The sequence below is a fragment of the Vibrio sp. ER1A genome, assembly GCF_000733315.1.
In the GTDB taxonomy this organism is placed as follows: domain Bacteria; phylum Pseudomonadota; class Gammaproteobacteria; order Enterobacterales; family Vibrionaceae; genus Vibrio; species Vibrio mediterranei.
In genome coordinates, this window is record NZ_JPJA01000014.1 from 25430 (window position 1) to 25764 (window position 335).

At 57.0% G+C, this 335-nt stretch carries 2 tRNA genes; both read right to left on the reverse strand.

What is annotated here, in order from left to right:
* Window positions 1-49 precede the first annotated feature (49 nt).
* A tRNA-Met gene (locus HW45_RS02845) sits at window positions 50-126 on the reverse strand.
* 42 nt (window positions 127-168) lie between these two features.
* Window positions 169-244 (reverse strand) — tRNA-Gly (locus tag HW45_RS02850).
* Between the last annotated feature and the right edge of the window lie 91 nt (window positions 245-335).

Consider the following 335-nt stretch of genomic DNA (forward strand, 5'->3'; position numbering starts at 1 on the left):
CCAACTGAGCTAGTGTCGCATATCAACAGCAAACGCTATTGACTAAATTTGGTTGCGGGGGCCGGATTTGAACCGACGACCTTCGGGTTATGAGCCCGACGAGCTACCAAGCTGCTCCACCCCGCGTCCGTATTGTGTCACCGTTAAGTACCGTGAGAACTTTCAAACTGGAGCGACACACGCAGCTCGAACTCGTGGCCCCAACCGTGGCCAGGTTGCGCTCTACCAACTGCGCTGGGGCCGCACATCAACAGCAAACGCGACTGCCTATATTTGGTTGCGGGGGCCGGATTTGAACCGCCGACCTTCGGGTTATGAGCCCGACGAGCTACCAA